Annotated in this window: 12 protein-coding genes; 3 read left to right on the top strand and 9 right to left on the bottom strand. The window is 72.1% G+C overall.

Translation table 11 applies throughout. The features are described from left to right. Positions 1-91: 91 nt before the first annotated feature. From ACQEWB_RS37285 to ACQEWB_RS37255, 7 genes are all read right to left on the bottom strand, one after another. Entirely contained in the window at positions 92-2632 is a 2541-nt protein-coding gene (locus tag ACQEWB_RS37285; RefSeq protein WP_432839048.1) for a polynucleotide kinase-phosphatase, read from the bottom strand. Then, on the bottom strand, positions 2629-4098 hold the full coding sequence (locus tag ACQEWB_RS37280; RefSeq protein ID WP_432839046.1) for a 3' terminal RNA ribose 2'-O-methyltransferase Hen1: 1470 nt from the start codon (positions 4096-4098) through the stop codon (positions 2629-2631). The genes ACQEWB_RS37285 and ACQEWB_RS37280 overlap by 4 nt, the downstream gene beginning before the upstream one ends. A gap of 98 nt (positions 4099-4196) precedes the next feature. Then, the gene (locus ACQEWB_RS37275; protein WP_432839044.1) at positions 4197-4574 is read right to left on the bottom strand and encodes a nuclear transport factor 2 family protein; all 378 of its coding nucleotides are present in this window, start codon (positions 4572-4574) and stop codon (positions 4197-4199) included. 144 nt (positions 4575-4718) lie between these two features. Beyond that, a complete protein-coding gene (locus tag ACQEWB_RS37270) occupies positions 4719-5171 on the bottom strand; it encodes a MarR family winged helix-turn-helix transcriptional regulator (protein WP_432839042.1) in 453 nt (150 codons plus the stop codon). A gap of 121 nt (positions 5172-5292) precedes the next feature. Continuing rightward, positions 5293-5832, bottom strand: a complete 540-nt coding sequence (locus tag ACQEWB_RS37265; protein WP_432839040.1) for a methyltransferase domain-containing protein — start codon at positions 5830-5832, stop codon at positions 5293-5295. Between the two features lie 312 nt (positions 5833-6144). Beyond that, positions 6145-7395 (bottom strand): 3-deoxy-7-phosphoheptulonate synthase, encoded by a 1251-nt coding sequence (locus ACQEWB_RS37260; RefSeq protein WP_432839038.1) that lies wholly within the window; start codon positions 7393-7395, stop codon positions 6145-6147. Beyond that, positions 7395-8885 carry a class I adenylate-forming enzyme family protein gene (locus ACQEWB_RS37255; RefSeq protein ID WP_432839036.1) on the bottom strand — a complete coding sequence of 497 codons (1491 nt, stop codon included), beginning with the start codon at positions 8883-8885 and terminating at the stop codon, positions 7395-7397. Before ACQEWB_RS37255 ends, ACQEWB_RS37260 begins: the two co-directional genes overlap by 1 nt. 157 nt (positions 8886-9042) lie before the next feature. Here ACQEWB_RS37255 and ACQEWB_RS37250 point away from each other — a divergent pair, with 157 nt between their 5' ends. The 3 genes from ACQEWB_RS37250 (at position 9043) to ACQEWB_RS37240 (ending at position 12927) form a co-directional block, all read left to right on the top strand. Continuing rightward, positions 9043-9966 carry an AurF N-oxygenase family protein gene (locus tag ACQEWB_RS37250; RefSeq protein ID WP_432839034.1) on the top strand — a complete coding sequence of 308 codons (924 nt, stop codon included), beginning with the start codon at positions 9043-9045 and terminating at the stop codon, positions 9964-9966. Between the two features lie 24 nt (positions 9967-9990). After that, complete coding sequence (gene pabB / locus ACQEWB_RS37245; RefSeq protein ID WP_432839032.1) at positions 9991-12138, top strand: aminodeoxychorismate synthase component I; 2148 nt, start codon at positions 9991-9993, stop codon at positions 12136-12138. Positions 12139-12210: 72 nt separating this feature from the next. Beyond that, positions 12211-12927, top strand: coding sequence for a hypothetical protein (locus tag ACQEWB_RS37240; RefSeq protein ID WP_432839030.1), 717 nt, complete (start codon positions 12211-12213; stop codon positions 12925-12927). A gap of 46 nt (positions 12928-12973) precedes the next feature. Here ACQEWB_RS37240 and ACQEWB_RS37235 read toward each other — a convergent pair whose 3' ends face one another. Beyond that, complete coding sequence (locus ACQEWB_RS37235; protein WP_432839028.1) at positions 12974-13801, bottom strand: aminotransferase class IV; 828 nt, start codon at positions 13799-13801, stop codon at positions 12974-12976. Continuing rightward, positions 13801-14523, bottom strand: coding sequence for a 2-hydroxychromene-2-carboxylate isomerase (locus ACQEWB_RS37230; RefSeq protein WP_432839026.1), 723 nt, complete (start codon positions 14521-14523; stop codon positions 13801-13803). Before ACQEWB_RS37230 ends, ACQEWB_RS37235 begins: the two co-directional genes overlap by 1 nt. Positions 14524-14573: the final 50 nt, after the last annotated feature.

Genomic DNA, 14573 nt, shown 5'->3' with positions numbered 1-14573 from the left:
CCTGATTCGCAAGGGCGTTCAAGTTAGGCGGGGATACGTGTGGGACACAAGGGTTCCCCGTCGGCTTCCGTGAGCAGGGCTCACGAATGGCTCAAAGCCGAGGGTCCACCGGCTCCGACTCCAGCGCCAGCACCCCGAACACGGCCTCGTGCACCCGCCACAGCGGCTCGCCCTCCGCCAGCCGGTCCAGGGCCTCCAGGCCGAGGGCGTACTCGCGGATCGCCAGGGACCGCTTGTGGTTGAGGAAGCGGTTGCGCAGCCGGGTGAGGTTGTCGGGGCGCGTGTACTCGGGGCCGTAGATGATCCGCAGGTACTCACGGCCCCGGCACTTGATGCCGGGCTGCACCAGTCGGCCCTCGCTGCCGCGTACGAGCGCGCCCAGCGGCTTGACCACCATGCCCTCGCCGCCGCGCCCCGTCATCTCCAGCCACCAGTCGACGCCCGCCCGCACCGACTCCGGATCGCCGGTGTCGACGTAGAGCCGTCGGGTGGTCTGGAGCAGGCCGCTGCCGTCGTGCTCCACCATCCGGTCCAGCAGGGCGAGTTGTTCGTCGTGCGGGAGCGCGGCGAGGCTGCGGCCCTGGACCGCGAGGATCTGGAACGGTGCCAGGCGTACGCCCTCCAGGCCGTCCGTGGTCCAGCAGTAGCGCCGGTACGCGTCCGTGAACGCGGCGGCGTTCGCGGCCCGTTCGCGCTGGCGGGCCAGCAGGTCGGCGACCTCGACGCCCCGGGCGGCGGCGCCCTCCAGTGCGACGAGCGCACCCGGGAACACCGCGCCGGAAGCGGCACCGACGGCGGCGTACTGCGAGCGCAGCAGGCCGGACGCCTTCAGCGACCACGGCATGAGCTCGGCGTCCAACAGCAGCCAGTCAGTGTCGAGTTCGGTCCAGAGGCCGGCCTCTTCGACCGCCCTGCGCACCCGCCCGAGGATCTCCTCCGTCACCGATTCGTCGTCGAAGAACGGTCGTCCCGTGCGGGTGTACAGCGCGCCCGTCGGCCCCTCCACCCCGAACCGCTTCCGCGCCGCCTCCGCGTCCCGGCACACCAGCGCCACCGCCCGCGAGCCCATGTGCTTCTCCTCGCACACGACCCGCTCGACCCCGTCCGCCGCGTACTGCGCGAAGGCCTCGACCGGGTGCTCCAGGTAGCCTTCCACCTGCGAGGTCGCCGTCGGCGCCATGGTCGGCGGAAGGTACGGCAGCAGCCGCGGGTCGACCGCGAAGCGGCTCATGACCTCAAGCGCGGCGGCCGCGTTCTCCTCGCGGACCGAGACGCGGCCCTGGTGCCGGGTCTCGACGACCCGGCGGCCGTGCACGTCGTTGAGGTCGAGCGGGCGGCCGTCTTGGCCGCCGGGCGCCTCGGACCGCAAGGGCTTCGCCGGCTCGTACCAGACCCGCTCGGCCGGTACGTCGGCCAGCTCGCGCTCCGGCCAGCGCAGCGCTGTGAGCTTGCCGCCGAAGACGGCGCCGGTGTCCAGGCAGATCGTGTTGTTGAGCCAGCTCGCCTCGGGGACGGGCGTGTGGCCGTAGACCACGGCCGCGCGGCCCCGGTAGTCCTCGGCCCACGGGTAGCGCACCGGCAGCCCGAACTCGTCGGTCTCGCCGGTGGTGTCGCCGTACAGAGCGTGCGAGCGGACCCGGCCGGAGGTGCGGCCGTGGTACTTCTCGGGCAGACCGGCGTGGCAGACCACCAGCCGGCCGCCGTCGAGGACGTAGTGGCTGACCAGCCCGTCGATGAACTCCCGCACCTCGGCCAGGAATTCCTCCGAAGCGCCCTCCATCTGCTCGATGGTCTCGGCGAGTCCGTGCGTGTGCTGGACCTTGCGGCCCTTGAGATATCGCCCGTACTTGTTCTCGTGGTTGCCCGGCACGCACAGCGCGTTGCCCGACTTCACCATCGACATCACGCGGCGCAGCACGCCGGGGCTGTCCGGGCCGCGGTCGACGAGGTCGCCGACGAAGACCGCGGTACGGCCGTCCGGGTGGACGCCGTCGGTGTAGCCCAACTTGCCGAGCAGGGACTCCAGTTCGGAGGCGCAGCCGTGGATGTCGCCGATGATGTCGAAGGGGCCGGTGAGGTGGGTCAGGTCGTTGAAGCGCTTCTCGGTGACGACGGTGGCGTTCTCCACGTCCTCGACGCCCCGCAGGACGTGCACCTTGCGGAAGCCCTCCCGCTCCAAGTGCCGTAGCGAGCGGCGGAGTTCGCGGGTGTGGCGCTGGATGACCCGGCGCGGCATGTCGGCCCGGTCGGCGCGGGCCGCGTTGCGCTCGGCGCACACCTCCTCCGGCACGTCGAGCACGATCGCGATGGGCAGCACGTCGTACTGCTTGGCCAGGTCGATCAGCTGGCGCCGGGCCTCCGGCTGCACGCTGGTCGCGTCGACGACCGTGCGACGGCCCGCGGCCAGGCGCTTGCCGGCGATGTAGTGCAGGACGTCGAAGGCGTCCCTGGTCGCGCTCTGGTCGTTCTCGTCGTCGGAGACCAGGCCGCGGCAGAAGTCCGAGGAGATCACCTCGGTCGGCCTGAAGTGCCGGCGGGCGAAGGTCGACTTGCCGGAGCCGGAGGCGCCGACGAGCACGACGAGGGAGAGGTCGGTGACGGGCAGGACGCGCCCCCTGCTGTTCTCGGTCATGCCGCCTTCGCCTCCTTCTCGTTCGGGTCGAGCATCGTGAATACGGCCATCTGGGTGGGCGGGCCCACCTCCGGGTCATCGGGACCGACGGGCACGAACTCCACGTCGTAGCCATGCCGTTCGGCCACCGCCGCCGCCCACGCCCGGAACTCCTCCCGGGTCCACTCGAACCGGTGGTCGCCGTGCCGGACGTGGCCGGCCGGGAGGGACTCCCAGCGGACGTTGTACTCGACGTTCGGGGTGGTCACGAGGACGGTCCTCGGCCGGGCCGCGCCGAACACCGCGTACTCCAGGGCGGGCAGCCTCGGCAGGTCGAGGTGCTCGATGACCTCGCTGAGCACTGCGGCGTCGTAACCCTTGAGGCGGTTGTCGGTGTATGCGAGGGAGCTCTGGAAGAGCTTGACGCGGGAGGCCTGGAGTTCGCCCATGCGGTCCAGCTTCAGGCGGCGGGAGGCGATGGTCAGGGCGCGCATCGAGACGTCGACGCCGACGATCTCGGTGTAGCGCACGTCCTTGAGGAGCGCCTGCACCAACTGGCCCTGTCCGCAGCCCAGGTCGAGGACGCGGGTGGCGCCGGACGCCTGGAGTGCGGCGATGATCGCGTCCCGGCGCTGCACGGCGAGCGGGGTCGGCTTCTCCTCCGTCTCGGTCTCGGCCTCGACGGCGTTGTCGATGTCCTCGACCTCGCTGTCGTCGGCCTCGGCGAGCCGGACCAGTTCGAGGCGTTCCATCGCCTCCCGGGTCAGCGACCAGCGGCGGGAGAGGTAGCGACTGGTGATCAGCTTCTGCTCGGGGTGCCCGGGCAGCCAGCCCTCGCCGGCCCTGAGCAGCTTGTCCACCTCGTCCGAGGACACCCAGTAGTGCTTGGCGTCGTCGAGGACGGGGAGCAGGACGTACAGATGGCGCAGGGCCTCGGCGAGGGTGAGCCGCTCGGCCTCCAGGACGAGCCGCACATAGCGCGAGTCGCCCCACTGGGGGAACACGGTGTCCAGCGGCACCGGCTCCACGGTGACCGCCCAGCCGAGCGGTTCGAAGAGCTTCCGTACGAGGTCGGGGCCGCCGCGGGCGGGCAGCGACGGGACCTCGACGCGCAACGGCAGCGGCTGCGCGGCGCGCTCCGGGCGGGCGGAGCACACGCCCCGCATGGCGCTGGAGAACACGCCGCTCAGCGCCACCGCGAGCAGCGAGGAGGCGGCGTACGGGCGGTCGTTGACGTACTGGGCGAGCGCCGCGTCGGGGGCGCCGCCGCGGCCCTTGCCCTTGCCCCGCCGGACCAGCGCCACCGCGTCCACCTCCAGCAGCAGCGCCGCCGTGCAGCGATCGGCGTCCGCCTCGGGGTAGAGGACGTGCGCCCTGCCGTAGGAGGTGGAGAACGCCTGCGCCTTGTCGGGGTGCTTGTGCAGCAGGTAGCCGAGGTCGGTCGCCGGGCGTTCGGGGGTGCCGGTGGTGGTGATCGTCAGGAACACTGTGGGCCAACCTCGAAACGCATGCTGAGCTGCGAAGATTCGCAGGGAGCGCCATTGCGGCGCGTCCGTTCAACCTACAGCGGACCCCTGGGATTCAGTCAGGGATTTTCCGCTCGGACGCGGCCGGCCGCGGCGGCCTTGCGGAGTTCCTCGGCGTCGTAGATCACCTCGGCCCGGACGAGGGTGCCGTCGCGGACTTCCAGGAGTTCGGCGGCGGTGGTGGTGCCGGGGACGGCGGCGAGGTTCCAGGAGACGATGGCGCAGGCCGTGTCCCCGTCGATGAAGCGGTGGCGGACGGTGAAATCGGTGGCGGCCTGGCCGAATTGCCCGGCCATCGCGCGGAAGCCGTCTGCGGAATCGAAGTTGCCCACCGGGCCGACGAAGACGAAGTCGTCGGCGAGTGGAACATCGCTCATGTCTCCGGCTCGGTTGATCCAGGCGTCGTAGTAGCGCTCGACGACATCTGCCGTGGTCATACGACCAACTCCCGTTGAGAAATGTGCAGGTGGTCACGGAAATACTAGTGGCGCCGCGGCGGAGCCGCAGAAGGACCAGGGCACGGGAATTCGGCCATATATGCACGGCGACCAAGCCGGGACCGCCATTCGGCGAACGACGGGTTAACCGCCGATGCGCTTCACCAATTCCCGCAGGTCCGGGTCGGAGTTCGCGCGGTCGAAGGCCGCCGCGAGGGTCTGCAGATAAACCGGTACAGCGGCTTCGAGCGTCTCACGGCCGGAGGCGGTGACGGCGGTGAATACGCCGCGCCGGTCCTTCTCGTAGTGAAAGCGCTCGACGAGATCCTGTCGCTCCAGACGGGTGACCAGGCGGCTGACCGAGCTCTGGTTCATGCCGACCGCCTCGGCCAGGGCCTGCATCCGCAGACCCGGCCGGTCGCTCCCGGAGACCTTGGCGAGCGCCTCCAGCGCGGTGTACTCGCTCAGCGACAGACCGAACCTGTCCTGAAGGGCCTTCTCGACCAGTTCGGAGACCTGGGTGTGGAAGGCGGCGAGCCTGTTCCACGTCCCCTGCTCGGCCTGGCTGGCCTGTCGCTCCGATGCGCTCTGGCTCATCGCCACCATCCTCCTGACGCCGGAGGAGCAGCTCACGGCAACCAACAACGGTACAACTGCCTAATGTACTCGTAAAGGTACGCGCAATCATTGCACAGGACTACATCCGGCTGCCACCGGGTCAAGTCGGCGCGCCGACGCGGGCGACGATCTCGAAGCACTCGGCCGCCGCCTGCCGGGTACTGCCGTGCAGCCGCTGGACATGGGCCACATAGGACTCGGCCATGCCGGGCCCGAGCGTCGCGCGCAGCCGGGCGCCGCCGAGCCGGGCCGCGCTGGCCAGGGCCGCGTAGTGGCCGGAATCGGCGGGTGCCTTCGCCACCACGTCGACGGTGAAGCCGGCCGCGGTCAGCGCGCTGGTCCACTGGCGCGAGGCGCGGTGGCCACCGGGCAGGTCGGTGCCGGTGACGATCACGGTGCCCGCCTCGGGCTCCAGGACGCGGCGCCAGTCGCGGGCGGCGACGGCGAGTGGCGCGGAGGGCCAGAAGTCGAGCGCCACGACCACGTCGAAGGAGGCTTCCGGCAGGTCCAGTTCGTCGAGGTCGACCACGGTGAAGTCGAGATCCCCGGCCGCGGGCACCGGTTGCGGTCGGGCCGTCCCCACGTCGGCCGCCTCGCGCACTCCGACGACCTGGAACTCCTTGGATTCCTGCCGGGTCATGCCACGTCGGAGCAGCAACGCACCGACATCCAGAATTCGTTGGCCGGATCGCACCCCGGCCCGGGCTAATATCCGTCGGGTTTCCGTCGTTTCGCCGTCGACCGGTCCGGTCTCCGGTTCGTGATTCCATTCTTGATCGACCGGGTTTTGTACGACCATGAGCGCCCCCATCCCCGTTATGGACCAAGTACCGTCTGGTCATGAGCAATTGACGGAGTCGGTCCCAGCACAAGCGTACTGCATCGGTCCGGCGAACCCCGTTGCGGAAGAACGGCGCTGTCCTGGACTTTTGCGGTCGGATTCGCGCCGACGTCAGAATCGCGCCAACTGTTCGGCGAAAAACTCGACCGTCTCGCGGGTCTGATCGGCATTGAGCCGCGGATCGCAGGAAGTCAAATAGGCGCGCGGCAGATCTTTCTCCGCGATCCCGGCGCGGCCGCCGACGCATTCCGTGACGGACTCGGCGGTGCTCTCCAGATGCAGGCCGCCGGGCCGCCCGCCCGCACCGCACACGGCCCGGACGAAGGCCTCGGTCTCGGCGAGCACGACGGCCAGGTGCCGGGTCTTGTGGCCGGTGGCCGAACGGACGGTGTTGCCGTGCATCGGGTCGCACAGCCACACCGGTGCGTGACCGGCCTTGCGGACCGCCTCGACCAGCGCCGGGAGGCGGTCCGCGACCCGGTCGGCGCCCATCCTGGAGATCAGCACGAGCCGGCCGGGCAGACGGTCGGGGTCGAGTGTCCCGGCGAGCCGGACGGCCTCGGCCGGGGTCATGCCCGGGCCCACCTTGCAGCCGACCGGGTTCGACAGCCCGGCGAGGAAGCGCACATGGGCACCGTCGGGGTGCCGGGTCCGCTCGCCGGTCCAGGGCAGGTGCGTCGAGGTCAGCACCCAGCCGTCGGCCTCGGTGTCCCAACGGGTCAGCGGCTCCTCGTAGTCGAGGACCAGGGCCTCGTGGCTGGTCCACAGCGCGGGCAGGCCGTCGCCCCAGTGGCCGCGCATGGGCAGCCCCTCGTCGGCGGCGCGGCGCAGCAGGAACACGGTGCGCGCCGCGTGTTCGTAACCCCAGAGCATGCGGCGCGGATCGGGGCGGCGGGCGGTGGCGTCCGGCGCCGGGTCGTTGACCAGGAAGCCGCGGTAGGCGGGCAGTTGACGCCCGTCGATCTCCTCGACCGGTGAGGAGCGCGGCTTGGCGAACTGCCCGGCGATCCGGCCCACGGTGAGCACGGGCAGCGCGAGCCGCTCCTCGACGGTCCGGGAGACGTCCCGGAACAGCGCGAGGGTGCGGCCGATACCGGCGGGGGTGGCCGGCGCGAAGGGTTCGGCGCAGTCCCCCATCTGGATCACCAGGCCGCGCCCGTACGCCACTTCGGCCAGTCGGCGCCGCAGCGTCCGCACCTCCTGCCCGGTCACCAGGGCGGGCCGGGCGGCGAGTTGCTCCCGAGCCTGCCGCAGCCGGTCGTCGTGCGGCCAGCCCGGGAGCTGCCCGGCGGGCAGCCTGCGCCAGCGCGTGGGGTGCCATGGGGCGCGTGCCTGCAGAGAGGCGGGCGTCGACTTCGACATCAGGACCGCCCGTTCGCCATGTCGCGCAGGATCGTCTTGAGGACCTTGCCTGAGCGGTTGCGTGGCAGGGTGTCCAAGAAGGCGATCAGGGCCGGGGGCTGATGGTCCGTCAACTCCCTGCTGATCAGCCGGGAGAGTTCGTCGGGGGTCGGCCGGGCCGCCGTCGGGGCAGGCACCACGTACGCGATCGGCACCTCGCCGTGGGCCGGGTCCGGGCGGCCCACCACCGCCGTGTCGGCCACCCCGTCGTGGGTGAGGAGGACGCGCTCGATCTCCGCCGGGTGGATGTCGCGGCCACCGGTCGTGATCACGTCGGTCTGCCGGCCGACCAGCGTGAGCCGTCCGGCGGTGTCGGACCGGCCCAGGTCGCCGGTGTGCAGCCGGCCGCCCCGGGTCGCCTCGGCCGTGGCCACCGGGTCGACCCAGTAGCCGCGCATCAGGCTGTCGCTGCGTACGCAGACCTCGCCGGTCTCCCCCGGTTCGGCCTCGGTGCCGTCCGGGCGGCGGATCCGCACGTCGACGCCGGGCAGCGGGCGGCCCGCGCCCAGGACGGGGTGCGGCTCGGTGTCCGGGTCCGGGTGTTCGTGCGGGGCGAGCATGGCGAAGTGACCGCCGGCCTCGGCGGCGCCGTAAGCCTGCCGGAAGGCGCAGCCGAAGGTGCGGGCGGCCTCGCGGTAGACCTCCCAGGGCAGCGGGGCGCCGCCGTAGACGATCTCGCGGAGGCCGCCGGTGTCGTGGCGCCGGGCGCGGGCCGCTCCGAGCAGGTGCCGGAGGGTCTCGGGGTCGAGCCACAGGTGCGTGGCGCGGTGCCGGGCGACCGCCTCCAGCGTGCGCTCGGGGTCGGCGGCGGGCGGCAGCACGACACGGGCGCCGGCCGCCAGGTAGGTGAAGGCCATGGCGACGCTGCTGTGGAACAGCGGCGCGCAGTTGACCAGCGTCGCGTCCTCGGCGGGCCCGGACACGGCGAGCCAGGCGAGGCAGACCTGCATCAGGCCCCGGTGGTCCCAGACCACTCCGCGGGCGTGGCCGGTGGTGGCCGAGGTGTGCATGACGGCCGCCGGATCGTCGGGGCGCACCTGCGGCCAAGGCCCTTGGCAGGGAGGCAAGTTGGGCTCATCGGCCGCTTGTCCTACGAGGGGCAGGTCGAGGTCGGGCGCCCAGGAGGGGGCCGCCGGGTCGGCGAGGACGGCCACCGCGCCGGTCCGGCGGGCGACGGCGGCCGCCTCCTGTGCGGGGGCGAGCGGATCGAGGGGCACGGACACGGCGCCGATCCGGGCCAGGGCGAAGTACGCCTCGAACACCTCGATCCGTTCCGCGGCCGGGACCAGGATCCGGTCGCCCGGCTGTACCCCCCGCGCGAGCAGCCCGCCGGCCAAGTGGTCCACGCGCTCGGCCAGTTCGGCCCAGGTGACGCTGCGGCGCTCGTCCACGAGGGCGGTGCGCCCGGCGTGTGAACGGTGGTTTCGGTCGAGGAGCTGGGTCAGCCACATGCCAGGTCATCCGTCCGACGGTCCGTCATCGAGTCCTCCAGAAGGGCTCCGGGTGCCCGAAGGGGCTTCCCTGCGAAGTATAGACCCGTACAATGTATGCATGAGTATTGATTCGTCATTACCGAATCACGACCCGACGCACCCCGTGGAAAACGCCGTGATCGGCAGGCTGTCCGGCAACTGGCACCGGCGGGCCGCGGTCAAGCGGCAGGAGCCGGACCTGGACGACCTGTTCGAACCGGAGCGGCCCGACTGCCCCGAGAGCCTGCTGCCGTTCCGCGACCACCCGACCTATCTCGCGCTGGACGACGGGACGAAGGCGCGGCTGCGCGCCTGGGGCTGGATCGCGTTCAACAAGAACATCCAGGACATCGAGCAGCGGGTGGTCAATCCCGGGTTCGCGCTGATGGCCACCGACACCTACCGCACCGGGCTCGGCGAGGCGATGGCGCTCGCGGTGACCCAGGCGATGGTCGACGAGCAGTACCACACGCTGATGCACCTCAACGCGAGTGCGGTGACCCGGCGCCGGCGCGGCTGGGCCATGCCGGACGGCGCGCTGCCGCTCGGCCACAAGGCCCGCCGGCACCAGGAGCGGCTGCGGGCCACCTCGACACCCGGCCTCCGCGAGCTGGACCTGCTCGCCTACACGACGGTCGCCGAGATCTCCATCAACGCCTATCTCGACCTGGTCGCGGACGACCCCGAGGTCCAGCCGATCAACCGGGTCACCGCCGACCTGCACAATCGCGACGAGTACTGCCACTCCTCCATCGCCGCCGAGGTCGCCAAGGCCGCGTACGGCCAACTCGACGCGGAGCACCGGAAGTTCTTCCTGGCCGCGCTCGCCGACGGCATGGAGGCGTTCGCGGCGAACGACTACACCACCTGGCACCGGATCGTCGAGCTGACCGGGGTGCCGGGCGGGCGCCGGATGCTCCAGGACGTGGCCGAGTCGGCGCAGCGGCGCCGGCTGCTCCAGGACTTCAGTGGGCTGCACCGGCTCTGCGGCGAGCTGGAGGTCCTCGACGAGCTGCCCTTCGACTGGTCGACCGTCTCCGTCGGCCGACCGATCACGTGACCGTTCCGACCCTCTGAAGGGGCCATGCGCACACTGCTGATCGACAACTACGACTCGTACACCTACAACCTCTTCCAGCTGCTGGCCGAGACCTACGGCAGCGAGCCAACAGTCGTCCCGAACGACGACCCGGACTTCGGCCGCCTGGACCTCGACGCCTTCGACGCGGCCGTCATCTCGCCGGGCCCCGGACACCCCTCCGGACAACGGGACTTCGGCCACTCCCGCACCCTGCTGGAGCAGACCGGCCTGCCCGTCCTGGGCGTCTGCCTCGGCCATCAGGGCATCGGGCTGCTGGCCGGCGCGCGGGTGGTCGGCGCGCCTCGGCCGCGGCACGGACACCTCACCACCGTCGAGCACACCGGCCGGGACGTCTTCGCCGGTCTCCCCGAGCGTTTCACGGCGGTCCGCTACCACTCCCTGTGCGTGGCCGAACCCCTGCCGCCGGAGCTGGAGGTGATCGCCCGCGCGGAGGACGGTGTGATCATGGGCCTGCGCCATCGTGAACTGCCGCGCTGGGGCGTCCAGTTCCACCCCGAGTCGATCAGCACCGAGTACGGCGCCGAACTCGCCGCGAACTTCCGCCGGTTGGCGCTGGCGGCCCGGCCGGGACGCCGCCCGGTGCCGGTGGCGGGCCGCCCCGTCACGGCCCCGGTCGAGGAGCCCGCCGAGCAGCCGTCCCCCGCTCCCGCCCTCCATGCTCATATACGGCGCCTGGAGCGGGCCGTCGACGCCGACGCGGCCTTCACCGCCCTGCACGGCACCAGCAGCCGGGCGTTCTGGCTGGACAGCGCGCGCGTGGAGCCGGGGCTGTCCCGCTTCTCCTTCCTCGGTGACGCCGACGGGCCCGGCGGCGAGGTGCTCACCTACCGCGTCGGCGACGCCTCGGTGATCGTCGAACCGTCCGGCGGCATCCCCTACTTGGAGCCCGGCACCATCTTCGACGTCCTGGACGGCCGGCTCGGCCGCCAGGTGACCGGCGCCGAGGAGCTGCCGTTCGACCTCACCGGCGGCTATGTGGGCTACTTCGGCTACGAGTTGAAGGCCGACACCGGCGCGAGCAACGCCCACCGCGCCCCGGCCCCGGACGCCATGTGGCTGCGGGCGCACCGGTTCCTGGCCGTCGACCACCTGGAGCACCGCACCTATCTGGTGGGCCTCGCCGAGCCTGCCGACGACGCCTCGACCCGGGAGTGGCTGGACGACACGGCGGCGGTGCTCCGTACCCTCCCCGACGCCCCGTCCACACGGCCCGCACCGCCCTCGGCCGACCCCGACGTCACCCGCTGGCTGGCCCGGCCCCGCGAGCAGTACCTGGCCGACATCACCGCCTCCCAGCGGGAGTTGCACGCCGGTGAGAGCTACGAGATCTGCCTCACCAACAGCCTCCATCTGCCCGCCCCGGACGACGACCTGGCCTACTACCGCAGGCTGCGCCGGCTGAACCCGGCACCGTACGCGGCGCTGCTGCGGCTCGGCGAGCTCACCGTGTTCTGCTCCTCGCCGGAGCGCTTTCTGCGCATCGACCGGGAGCGGACGGTCGAGAGCAAGCCGATCAAGGGCACCACCCGGCGCAGCCCCGACCCGGTGCTCGACGCGGCCCTGCGCGACTCCCTGCCCGGCGACCCCAAGACCCGCGCCGAGAACCTGATGATCGTCGACCTGCTCCGCAACGACCTCGGCCGCATCTGCGAGATCGGCAGCGTGGGCGTACCGGCGTTCATGGCGACCGAGACCTACACGACCGTGCACCAGCTGGTCTCCACGGTCCGGGGCACCCTGCGTCCGGACGCGAGCGCCGTCGACTGCGTCAAGGCGTGCTTCCCCGGCGGTTCGATGACCGGCGCGCCCAAGCTGCGCACCATGGAGATCATCGACTCCCTGGAGGACCGGGCCCGCGGCATCTACTCCGGGGCGCTCGGCTTCCTCGGCTACTCGGGCACGGCGGATCTCAACATCGTGATCCGTACGGCCGTACGGTGGCGGGACGAGCTCAGTGTGGGCGCGGGCGGGGCGATCGTGCTCGACTCGCAGCCGCTGGCGGAGTACGACGAGATGCTGGTCAAGGCGGAGGCGACGCTGCGGGCACTGCCCGTACCGGCCGCGGTGGCCACCGACACGCCCAGGCGCACGGCGGACACGGCCCGCTCGGTCGGCGACCGCATCGGCTAGCTTGGGGCGGGCGCCCGATCCGGGCCGCGTAACGCGGCCGCCGCACCTGCGACATGCCGACCGGAGGTGGCATTGTTTGCCAGCGACCAGATCAAGCTGTTGGCCGAATCGGGCTGGAACGCCTGCGAGTCCGTGCGGGAGGGCGTACGCCGGGCGGGGCTGCCGCTGCCGACGGCGGACTATCTCGAGCGGGCCTTCGACACCCCGCGATGGGAACGGGCGCGGCGCGCCGTCGAGGCTCTCACCGCCCACTTCCGGGACGCCCGGTTCGCCGACGAGGCCGTCTTCGGCATCCTGCTGGTGCCCGACCCGGACAAGCTGGACACGCGCGGTGCGGTCGATCCCGCGATGCGGGCCGACCAGACCGGGAAGACCGGAAAGGGCGCGGTCGATGTCGTCGACCGCGCCCTGCCTGCGGGCCGGCTGGTGGTGGAACCGGGCGCCGACTGGACCCCGGTGGCCACCGTCACCGGCCCGGCGGGCCTGCACTTCGGCAGCTACGAGGAGATCGGGGCCGCGGACGCCGGAACCTTCACGGTGGACGGCGTCGACACCCGGGAGCTGATGGTGCGGCAGATCTGGGGCGCGCGGGTGCTCCAGTCCGGGAACGAGCTGCCCGACTGCGAGGTCGGCGGCGGCTGGACGTTCACCCTGTTCCCGGGCGAGCAACTGGTCGACGGGAAGGCCGCGTCCGGGACCGTGCTGCACGACAAGGTGCGGTTCCGGCTGGGGCGGAGCGACCGGGGGATCGCGGTGGTGCGGGTCTGTCCGGCGCTGGTGGTGGCGTGATCGGGCCGCGCTGATCGAACTGGGTACGGCGTCGGAGCGGCGACCCTCAGGCGGGGGACGCCACCGGAGCGCCGAGGTGTTCCAGGCGGGCCTGCCACTCGGGGGCGCGTCGGGCCGGGGCGGCCGTGAGGTCGGTTACGGCCGTTGCTCCCGCGCCGGTTCCGAGCCAGGCGGTGACGGGGCGGATGCCGTGGAGGGCGTTCACGGCCCACACCTCCAGCCCGTCGAGGTCGCGGGGCCGGGGCGACTCGAAGGCGACGGGTACGTGCAACTCGGCCGCCAGGCGCAGGAGTTGGGCCCGGGTGACGCCCGGCAGGATGTCCGGGCCGTCGGCCGGGGCGCACAATGTGTCGTCGCGCCACCACAGGATGCTGGTGGTGGCGCCCTCCCGTACCCGACCGTCGGGAGAGAGCAGCACTGCCTCGTCGGCGCCGACGGCGTTCGCCTCCGCGCGCAGGGCGGTGAGGTAGGGGAGGTCGGGGCCCTTGACCGCGGGGCGGGTCCGCCGGTCCGGGTCCGGTGGCACCCACAGCCGTACGATGTCACCGCGCGGAGGCGCGGGCCTGATCAGCAGCTGGAGCCGGCGCCCGCCGTCGGCCTCGACGAGCTCCAGCCGCGGGAACCACCGTCCGGCCGTGGGGAGTTGGGGCAGCGCCTCCCGCACGAACGCGGCGACGTCCTCCGCCGACATCGACGGTACGAGCGCGCAGGCACCGGAGAACCGTGCGAGGTGGGCCGGGAGGGCCTTGACCCGCCCGTCCTCGACCAGCCAGGAGTCGGCGACGAGCAGCGCGGAGGACGCGCCCGCCGCCACCGGCACGAAGCCCGGCTCCGGTCCCGCCCAGCGCAGATGCGCCGAACCGCCGACGGACATCAGCCACAGCCTCCCGCATGCCCGAGGTCACTGGAGCTCGGATCGTACGCCGCCACGGACGCAGGCGCGGGCACGGGCTCCGCCGGCGCGGGCTCGGGCGATCCGAGCTCCCCCAGCACCGACAGAAACTCCTCCAGCCGGTCCACTCCCCAGAACTTCTGCCGACGGTGGATGAAGAACGGCACGCCGAACACGTCGTCGCGGTGGATGTCCAGCAGCGCCCGCACCCCCTCGGCGCGGATCCGCTCGTCGTCGGCCGCGTTCTCCGCGGTCTTCGGGTCGACGCCGACGTCCGCGGCCAGCCGCCCCACCGTCGCCCGGTCGGAGATGTCGAGCCCCTCCTGCCAACGGGCCCGGTACACACGGTCGATGAAGGCGAGCCCCCGCCCCTCCCCCACGGCGACCAGATAGGCGAGGTGGGACGCCTCCCACCAGGGGTCGGTGTCCCGCGGCCAGGTGGGGGCGAGGCCGCGGCGGGTGGCCAGGCGGCGTACGTCGGTCAGCATGTAGAGGTGTTTCTCGCGCGACATCGGCGTGTACGGGAACCGCCCGCCCGCCTCGGCGAGCAGCCGCTCACTGTGCTCGTCCGGCTCCCAGAACGGCCGCCATTCCAGGGCGTCCACCAGCTGCGGACGGCGGGTGGTGAGGTCGTGGAAGGCGAGCCAGGAGTAGGGGCTGCGGAAGGAGAAGTAGATACGGGGGCGGCGCGGTGCCGGCGCCATGACGGTCTCCTCGTGGGCTGGACGGTGACGTGCGCTGGACGGTGACGTGC

This window comes from Streptomyces sp. CA-249302 (genome assembly GCF_050936785.1).
Taxonomy (GTDB): domain Bacteria; phylum Actinomycetota; class Actinomycetes; order Streptomycetales; family Streptomycetaceae; genus Streptomyces.
Note: the sequence above shows the minus strand (reverse complement) of the source record. Positions and strands in the feature narration are given on the sequence as shown.

Coding starts and splice junctions, on each gene's coding strand:
- ACQEWB_RS37275 (WP_432839044.1), bottom strand. CDS start 4,574: ATGACCACGGCAGATGTCGTCGAGCGCTACTACGACGCCTGGATCAAC.
- ACQEWB_RS37285 (WP_432839048.1), bottom strand. CDS start 2,632: ATGACCGAGAACAGCAGGGGGCGCGTCCTGCCCGTCACCGACCTCTCC.
- ACQEWB_RS37230 (WP_432839026.1), bottom strand. CDS start 14,523: ATGGCGCCGGCACCGCGCCGCCCCCGTATCTACTTCTCCTTCCGCAGC.
- ACQEWB_RS37255 (WP_432839036.1), bottom strand. CDS start 8,885: ATGTGGCTGACCCAGCTCCTCGACCGAAACCACCGTTCACACGCCGGG.
- ACQEWB_RS37235 (WP_432839028.1), bottom strand. CDS start 13,801: ATGTCCGTCGGCGGTTCGGCGCATCTGCGCTGGGCGGGACCGGAGCCG.
- ACQEWB_RS37265 (WP_432839040.1), bottom strand. CDS start 5,832: ATGACCCGGCAGGAATCCAAGGAGTTCCAGGTCGTCGGAGTGCGCGAG.
- ACQEWB_RS37260 (WP_432839038.1), bottom strand. CDS start 7,395: ATGTCGAAGTCGACGCCCGCCTCTCTGCAGGCACGCGCCCCATGGCAC.
- ACQEWB_RS37270 (WP_432839042.1), bottom strand. CDS start 5,171: ATGAGCCAGAGCGCATCGGAGCGACAGGCCAGCCAGGCCGAGCAGGGG.
- pabB (WP_432839032.1), top strand. CDS start 9,991: ATGCGCACACTGCTGATCGACAACTACGACTCGTACACCTACAACCTC.